Below are 6,768 nucleotides of genomic sequence, written 5' to 3'. Positions count from 1 at the left end.
AGCGCAGCAAACCGGAGGCGATGCCCCCGGATGGACACCGGAGCGAGGGAATGCCGAGCCCAGGCGAGGCACCGTACGTCAGGTGATAAAAGCGCTTGGTTACTTGGCGCTCTTCCAAGTAACCCGCCGTAAAAGCGGAACCATAAGCAGCCGTTACCGCAGCAATGGATATGTACACGACAAATAAAGCCGTTACCGCAGCAATGGATATGTACCCCACCCCGTAGTACCAACGTTAAACCCCACTCAAACCCTTAATCACCAAATCCACATCCCCCTCCAACTCGGCCACCGGATCAGCCGCATCGACACTCAACACCACCAACCGACTCCCGGCTTCTGAAATGACCGCTTTCACCGCATCCGAAGGCTGACGATGATGCAACACCACCGCCACATCATTGTCCTTCAGCGTCGCACCGAGCGCCTTCAAGGCCTCAGCTGTCCACTCGGCATCCGGTCGCGCATCGAGGCCGGCCAACTCAAGGTTTAGACCGCCAATCAGATAACCAAAATGATCGCTCAGGCTCATCACGCTCAGGTTGTCGGCGGCGGCCAGGCGGCTCTCGCTGTCGGCGCTGAGTTTGAGCAGGCGCTGCTTCAATGCCGCCAGGTTGGCCTCGATCGCAGGTTTCGCTTCGGGCGCCAGGCGCACCAGATCCGCAGCCATCACGTCGGCCATTCGCCCCATGTTGTTGCTGGCCAACCACGGCTGGCTGTTCAGGCCATCGACCTTGTTGCCAGGCTGCACGGCGATGCCGGGCAGGGCGCCGTCGACCGGGCGGGCGGCGTCGACTTCGATGATGCGGATGTTGCTGCGCCGGGAGATCGGATACAGCGGGTCATCCGGCCACAGCGAGCGCAAGCCAATCACCGCATCGGCGTCGCTTGCCAGTTTGGCCAGCGCGGGTGCGCCCCTGCCCGTGAAGTAGGCGGTTTGACGGCTGCCAGGCAGGTTGTCCGGTGCCGCGCGTTGCAGGCTGACGTCGGTGCCTTTGAGCAGGACTTCGCCCAGCCCGTAGGTGATGGGTAGTGAGGCCAGCACCCGCAGCGGTTTGCTGTTGTCATCGGCGAAGGAAGTTGTGGTCAGGCCGCAGAGGGCGACCGCCAGGGTCAGTTGTCGCAGAGAAAATGACATTTATCCAAGGTTCCCTTTCAGGCTGGGGACGACACCGCGCGCAATGGCGGCCAGGGCGAAGGCGATACCGGCCACCAGAATGATCGCGGCACCGGAGGGGATTGGCAGGTCAAAGACGATCGGCGCGAGAATCCCGCACAGTGTGCTGACGGTGGCGATCAGCACCGAGCACCAGAAAAAGCCCTTCAGCGATTGGCTGAGCAAACGCGCCGCCGCAGCCGGAATCACCAGCAATGCACCGACCAGGATGGCGCCGATGACTTTCACAGCCGCAACGGTGATCAGCGTCACCAGAATCACGAACAGATAATCCAGGGTCTTCACCGCCACACCGCGCACCGCTGCCAGTTGCGGATTGAAACTGGCGAGCATGATGCGGTTGTACAGCGGCAAGGCGAGGGCCATCACCAACGAACCGACAATGGCCAGCACCAACAGGTCATTACCGTTGACTGTCAGTACCGAGCCGAACAGCACGTTTTCCAGAATATGCACGTTGATCTTGCCTGCCAGAATCAGCAGCAGGCTCGCCCCCAATGCCAGCGATACCGAAAGGAAAACGCCGATCAAGGTGTCCGGGGCCAGGCCGGTGCGATTGCGCAGGTAGTTAAGCAGGATGCCGAACAACAGGCAGTAACCGAACAGGCTGCCATAAGGGCCGGTGTAAGGTTCGCCGAGCAGGATGCCGATGGCCACGCCGGTCAAGGCCGCGTGACCCACCGCTTCGGAGAAAAACGCGAAGCGCTTGACCACCACCAGCGTGCCCAAGCCACCCAGCACCGGGCCGATCAACAGTCCGGCAAGCAGCGCGTTGACCACAAATCCATAGGCCAGCGCCTCGGGCAGATAACCCGCAGACGCCCAGCCATGCACCATCAAACGAAAGGCTTCGTAACTCATCAGGCAGCGCTCCGTGGATGGGTTGAAAACAACGTCAGCAGGCGATCCGGTGTCAGGGCCAGTTTCGGCGTAGCGTCGAACAGGACCCGACGGTTGAGACCGGTCACGTGATCCGCCAGGCGCCCGACCGCTTCCAGGTCGTGCTCGATCCACAGCACGGTAATTCCGCTCTGGCGCCAATCGCCCAGCAAGCGTTCGAACACCTGGATGCCGGCCTCATCGAGCGCCGACATCGGTTCATCCAGCACCAGCAGCTGCGGCGCCGGAATCAGTCCTTGCGCCAACAACACCCGCTGACGCTCGCCGCCGGACAGTGCACCCATGCGCCGCTTGCGTTTGTCCTGCATGCCGACCCGTTCCAGGGCCTCGCCAATCGCCGCCGCGAAGTGCTTGCTCAAACCGAGGAAGGCCGGGCGTCGCTGGCACATCGCAGCCATGAAGTCGTCGACTGTCATCGGCAAGCCGCGGTCGAACTCCAGCGCCTGCGGCACGTAGCCGATGGTCCCCGGTTCGCCCGGCCATTGCAGGCTCAAGCGGCCCTGATGCGGCATCTGCCCAAGCAGGGTCTTGATCAGCGAACTCTTGCCACCACCGTTAGGGCCGACCAGTGCATGCACGCTGCCGGGCCGGACTTCAAAGGTGACCTTGTCGAGAATCGTCGTGCGGCCCAGAGTCAGGCTGACATCGGAAAACTCCAGGGTCGGCCCCGATACCTGTGGGAGCGAGCCTGCTCGCGATAGCGGTGTGTCATTCAATGAAGATGTCAGCTGGCGGGACGCCTTCGCGAGCAAGCCCGTTCCCACAGGGGATTCGCTATCGGCCAGGAGGGTTTCTTTCGATGTCATGCGCCTGACTCCTGAATCGCCCGGACAACGGTGTTGAGGTTGCCGGTCATTTCCTTTTCGTACTTTTCGGCGGTGTATTCACCGTAGGAAATGTGCGACAGCGGATACAGCTTTACGCCGGACTCTCGCTGGATGGTGTCGACGTAGGTGGACGGGAAGTCCATCTCCGAAAAAATCACCTTCACATCCAGTTCGCGCAGTTGGTCGATGGTCTTCTTTAGCTGGCTCGGACTCGGCTCGATACCGTGGGCCGGTTCGACCACGGCGGTGACTTCCAGGCCAAACTCGCGCAGCAGGTAGTCGTAGGCAGCGTGCACCGTGGCCACGCGCAATTCGGCGTTCGGTGCCTGGGTCAGTTTGGCCAGGGCATCGGCGCGCATTTTGCGCAGGCGCTTGCCGTAGGCGCGGGCGTTCTCGGTGTAAGTCTTGGCATTCGCTGGATCGAGCTTGCCCAGCTCGCGGGCGATGTTGTTGACCTGGGCAATCGAAGCACTGATCGACAGGAAGGTATGCGGATTCACAACCTTGCCGGCACCCCGCGCGGCGACACCGGTGGCGGCCAGTAACGGTACGTTTTCGTTGGCTTCGATCACCGGCACGTTCGGGGTTTCGCTGGCGGCGATCATGCGGTCGGCGAAATCGTCATGTCCCACGCCGTTGAGTACGATCACGTCGAGCCCGCTGATGCGCTTGATGTCTTCGGCCCGTGGCTCGTACGCATGGGGGTTGAAGCCCGCCGGAATCAGCGGCACCACCTCGGCCTTGTCGCCGACGATGTTGGTCACGTAGCTGTAATACGGATGCAGGGTGATGCCGATGCGCAGGCGCTTGGCCTCATCGGCGCTGGCAAGGGGTGTCAGCAGGCAAGCCAGCAGGCCGACCAGTGACAGGCGCAGGAATGAGCGTAGAGATGAAATGGGCATGGGAAAGCGGTCTTCTCTCGGATGAAAGCGAGGGTTCAGTGCCGGTGCTGGCGGGTCACGCCGGCATCGAATTGAGCAACGATCTGCTGCCAGCCGGCGCGTTCAAGCGTGGCGTCGCTGAGGTCGGCGGGAGCCTTGAGGTCGGTGGCGCGGTTGAGCCAGATGTCCGGGGCGTTGTCGTCAGCGCTCAGGCGCATCAGGAACGAGCCCGCCACGCTGGCGCTCTGGCTGCGGCCGAAGTAAGCCTTGCCGTCGAGTAGCTGCCAGGCGTGGCCGCCACGGCTGACGGAACTGGCGTCCTGTGCAAACGGCGCGAACCCTTCCTCGGCGAGGGTTTCGGGTGTCGGCAGGGCTTGTTGTTCCTGGCGCAACAAGTGAATTTCGTCCAGCGTGACCCGCAAATCGGCGTAGATGCCTTGCTCGGAAGCACTCAGGTCGCGGCGGGCATCCAGCTGATGACTGTTAACGCTGCTCACCTCCTGAGATTCGCCGCGCCAGGCAACCACTGAGCCGGCCACCGCCAGGATGATCAGGCACAACAGCAATACGTAGAGGGTTTCATGGCCGGCACCGGCCGGGCGGACGACTTGTGTGGTTGGCGTACTCATGGCGCTTCGATATCCGCTTGGTCGATTTCGACCACGTGTCCGGGGCCTGCGTCGAACAGTACATAAAACTCGGCGCCGGGCTTTTTGAACGTCAGGGTCGAGTCGGCGCCGAGCTTGCCCGGTACCAGAATGGTTTCGTCATAGCCGATCACATCGAGGGTCACCCCTGGCGCGCCGCTGCCATCGGAGAAACCGCCGGTGCACTTGATCTGCTCGGCGTCGACGGCTTTGCATTCGCACATCGGGTTGTGGGCCAGGGCGCTGGTGCTGAAACCGGCGCAGAGCACCACAAGCGCAGCACCGAGAGGGCGGATAAGGTTGATCATGGTTTGCCTCCTTGAGTGGTCAGCCAGGCAAGGGTGGCGGGTGAAGCCTGGCTCAGAGGGATGGATGCCTGATGGATGGAGCCGTCCCAGCCTTCCATGGTGATCCACAGTTCGGCGTCGGCCTTGGTCTTTTCCGATACGGGCAGCATGGCGCCCATGCGATAGGGCGTGCCGAAGAAAATCACCCCGGCGGCGCGGAGGCTGCGCGGCTTGCCGATGCGCAGATAGGTGGCCTTGACCTGCTCGCGGCAGCTGTCGCACAAGGCTGCGTTGAAGCTTTTCATGTAGCCGGCCGGGCCATCGAGCATCGGAGCTTCGTTGCGAAGCTCGGCCAGCCGCACGCTCCAAGGGCCGACCTGGATGTCGCCGATTTCCCGCTCACCCAGGCCCGTGTCACCGCGAAACAGCGCCGCATCGGCGAAATACTTGGGCATGAACCCCAGCGGCACCAGCAACAGCAGCACGTTGATGTGGAAACGCCATTTGTGCCAGAAACGGCTCAGTGTTGATTGCGGTTTTTGCGTAGTCGACTGGCTCATGGGCTGACCTGCGTGGCTTCGCTGCCCGTGGCCGCAACACCCTGGTTGCGTGGAGCTTTATTGCTGCGCTTGAGGGCGTTGGCCGTGGCCAGTGCGGTGCGTTTGGTCCAGATCAGCAGTCCGCTGAGCACCATCATGCTCAGCAGCAGGCCGAAGAAAAACCAGATCAGCTTGATCCAGATCCCGCCAAAATCTCCGGTGTGCAGCGGACGCATGGACTCGGTCACGAACTCCAGGCCCGTGCGGTCCGACAGCAGGCGCGTGGCGGCGACGTCTCCGGTGTAGGGGTTGATGTCCGCCGTCTGGAACATCAGCGGGTACCAACTGCGCCCGCCCACCGACAGATAGCTGTAGGCGTTGGCTGGCAGGCTGACAAAGCTCTCGTCCAGACCGGGAATGCGTTCCCTGGCTTGGCGGATCGCCTCTTCAAGGCTGATCATCGGCACCGCAGAGCCATCGGCGGTGAGCGGTACGCTTTCACGCGGGACCACGGCGGCGACCGGCGCGGTAGAGATGGAAATCTGGTTGTCGAACATGAACGCCTGGATCAGGAACCAAGTGCTGGTAATGGAAATCACCGCGATGAACCAGATCGACCAGATGCCGCTCAGGCGGTGGAAATCACCCCAGAAAATACGCGCGCCATGGCGAATGCGCAGGGTCGGGCGCAGGAAGCCTTTCCAGAAACGCTTGTAGACCACCAGCCCGGTCACCAGGGAGGCCAGCAACGGCAAGCTGAGGAATGACACCAGGTACCAGCCCCAGCTGTAGCCGTTGGTGAACGGCACCAGCCACCAACCATGCAATGCGCGGGTGAAGGCCTGGAAGTTGAATTGCGGAGCGGGACCTTGGATGGCGCCGGTGTAAGGGTTGACGTAGACCGTCAGCGAACGCCCGTCGGGGTAGTTGACGGTGACATCCAGCGCAAAGTGCGACTCATCGGGACGACTGATGCTGTCGACGATGATGTCGGGCTCGGCCTTCTTGATCGCGGAGATGATCTGGTCGTAGTTGAGCCGTGGCGCATCGTCCGATGGCTGGCTGGCGCGCATTTGCGGGTTGGCCAGCCAGACGATCTCCTGGCTCACGACTGCCAGCGTGCCAGTGACACAGACGATCAGGACAAAAAACCAGATCGGCAGTGCCAGCCAGCTGTGCACCAGGAACCAGATTTTCGAACGGGATTTCTTCGACATGATTAGGGCGTCTTATATCGATGAAAGGCCTCTGCTACGGGCTTCGCAGCGATGAGGTCCATGAAAGCCCCGGTCGTGGCTTTTGCCTACGCGACAGGACTGCATCTATATAGGACGGATGAGCACCCGAAATCCCGAAGGGTGATATGAAAGAAAATGTTTCGTATTTCGTAGAGCTGTTTTTTCCGGGGCAAATGTTAGGGCCCCATCGCGGGCAAGCCCGCTCCCACAGAGATTTTTGGTGCCCACATCACTTGTGAACACCAGGAAACCTGTGGGAGCGGGCTTGCCCG

9 protein-coding genes are annotated in these 6,768 nt (G+C 61.7%); all 9 read right to left on the bottom strand.

All coding sequences use genetic code 11. From position 1 onward, the window contains the following. Positions 1-235: 235 nt before the first annotated feature. Positions 236-1,138, bottom strand: coding sequence for a metal ABC transporter substrate-binding protein (locus tag ACRESJ_RS30770; RefSeq protein ID WP_431761270.1), 903 nt, complete (start codon positions 1,136-1,138; stop codon positions 236-238). Continuing rightward, complete coding sequence (locus tag ACRESJ_RS30765; protein WP_431761269.1) at positions 1,139-2,038, bottom strand: metal ABC transporter permease; 900 nt, start codon at positions 2,036-2,038, stop codon at positions 1,139-1,141. Further along, positions 2,038-2,883 carry a metal ABC transporter ATP-binding protein gene (locus ACRESJ_RS30760; protein ID WP_431761268.1) on the bottom strand — a complete coding sequence of 282 codons (846 nt, stop codon included), beginning with the start codon at positions 2,881-2,883 and terminating at the stop codon, positions 2,038-2,040. The genes ACRESJ_RS30765 and ACRESJ_RS30760 overlap by 1 nt, the downstream gene beginning before the upstream one ends. Further along, positions 2,880-3,806, bottom strand: coding sequence for a metal ABC transporter substrate-binding protein (locus tag ACRESJ_RS30755; protein WP_431761267.1), 927 nt, complete (start codon positions 3,804-3,806; stop codon positions 2,880-2,882). Before ACRESJ_RS30755 ends, ACRESJ_RS30760 begins: the two co-directional genes overlap by 4 nt. A 35-nt stretch (positions 3,807-3,841) precedes the next feature. Continuing rightward, complete coding sequence (locus ACRESJ_RS30750) at positions 3,842-4,414, bottom strand: DUF6162 family protein (RefSeq protein ID WP_431761266.1); 573 nt, start codon at positions 4,412-4,414, stop codon at positions 3,842-3,844. Then, entirely contained in the window at positions 4,411-4,740 is a 330-nt protein-coding gene (locus ACRESJ_RS30745; RefSeq protein WP_431761265.1) for a hypothetical protein, read from the bottom strand. The genes ACRESJ_RS30750 and ACRESJ_RS30745 overlap by 4 nt, the downstream gene beginning before the upstream one ends. Then, on the bottom strand, positions 4,737-5,279 hold the full coding sequence (locus tag ACRESJ_RS30740; RefSeq protein WP_431761264.1) for a thiamine pyrophosphate-binding protein: 543 nt from the start codon (positions 5,277-5,279) through the stop codon (positions 4,737-4,739). The genes ACRESJ_RS30745 and ACRESJ_RS30740 overlap by 4 nt, the downstream gene beginning before the upstream one ends. Then, positions 5,276-6,475 (bottom strand): PepSY-associated TM helix domain-containing protein, encoded by a 1,200-nt coding sequence (locus tag ACRESJ_RS30735; RefSeq protein ID WP_431761263.1) that lies wholly within the window; start codon positions 6,473-6,475, stop codon positions 5,276-5,278. Before ACRESJ_RS30735 ends, ACRESJ_RS30740 begins: the two co-directional genes overlap by 4 nt. Before the next feature lie 105 nt (positions 6,476-6,580). Next, a partial coding sequence (locus tag ACRESJ_RS30730; RefSeq protein ID WP_431761262.1) for a hypothetical protein occupies positions 6,581-6,768 on the bottom strand: 188 nt, incomplete at its 5' end.

The organism is Pseudomonas sp. (assembly GCF_050739655.1).
Taxonomy (GTDB): domain Bacteria; phylum Pseudomonadota; class Gammaproteobacteria; order Pseudomonadales; family Pseudomonadaceae; genus Aquipseudomonas.
This window is presented reverse-complemented; position numbering and strand designations above follow the sequence as displayed.

Coding starts and splice junctions, on each gene's coding strand:
- ACRESJ_RS30745 (WP_431761265.1), bottom strand. CDS start 4,740: ATGATCAACCTTATCCGCCCTCTCGGTGCTGCGCTTGTGGTGCTCTGC.
- ACRESJ_RS30740 (WP_431761264.1), bottom strand. CDS start 5,279: ATGAGCCAGTCGACTACGCAAAAACCGCAATCAACACTGAGCCGTTTC.
- ACRESJ_RS30755 (WP_431761267.1), bottom strand. CDS start 3,806: ATGCCCATTTCATCTCTACGCTCATTCCTGCGCCTGTCACTGGTCGGC.
- ACRESJ_RS30770 (WP_431761270.1), bottom strand. CDS start 1,138: ATGTCATTTTCTCTGCGACAACTGACCCTGGCGGTCGCCCTCTGCGGC.
- ACRESJ_RS30750 (WP_431761266.1), bottom strand. CDS start 4,414: ATGAGTACGCCAACCACACAAGTCGTCCGCCCGGCCGGTGCCGGCCAT.
- ACRESJ_RS30760 (WP_431761268.1), bottom strand. CDS start 2,883: ATGACATCGAAAGAAACCCTCCTGGCCGATAGCGAATCCCCTGTGGGA.
- ACRESJ_RS30735 (WP_431761263.1), bottom strand. CDS start 6,475: ATGTCGAAGAAATCCCGTTCGAAAATCTGGTTCCTGGTGCACAGCTGG.
- ACRESJ_RS30765 (WP_431761269.1), bottom strand. CDS start 2,038: ATGAGTTACGAAGCCTTTCGTTTGATGGTGCATGGCTGGGCGTCTGCG.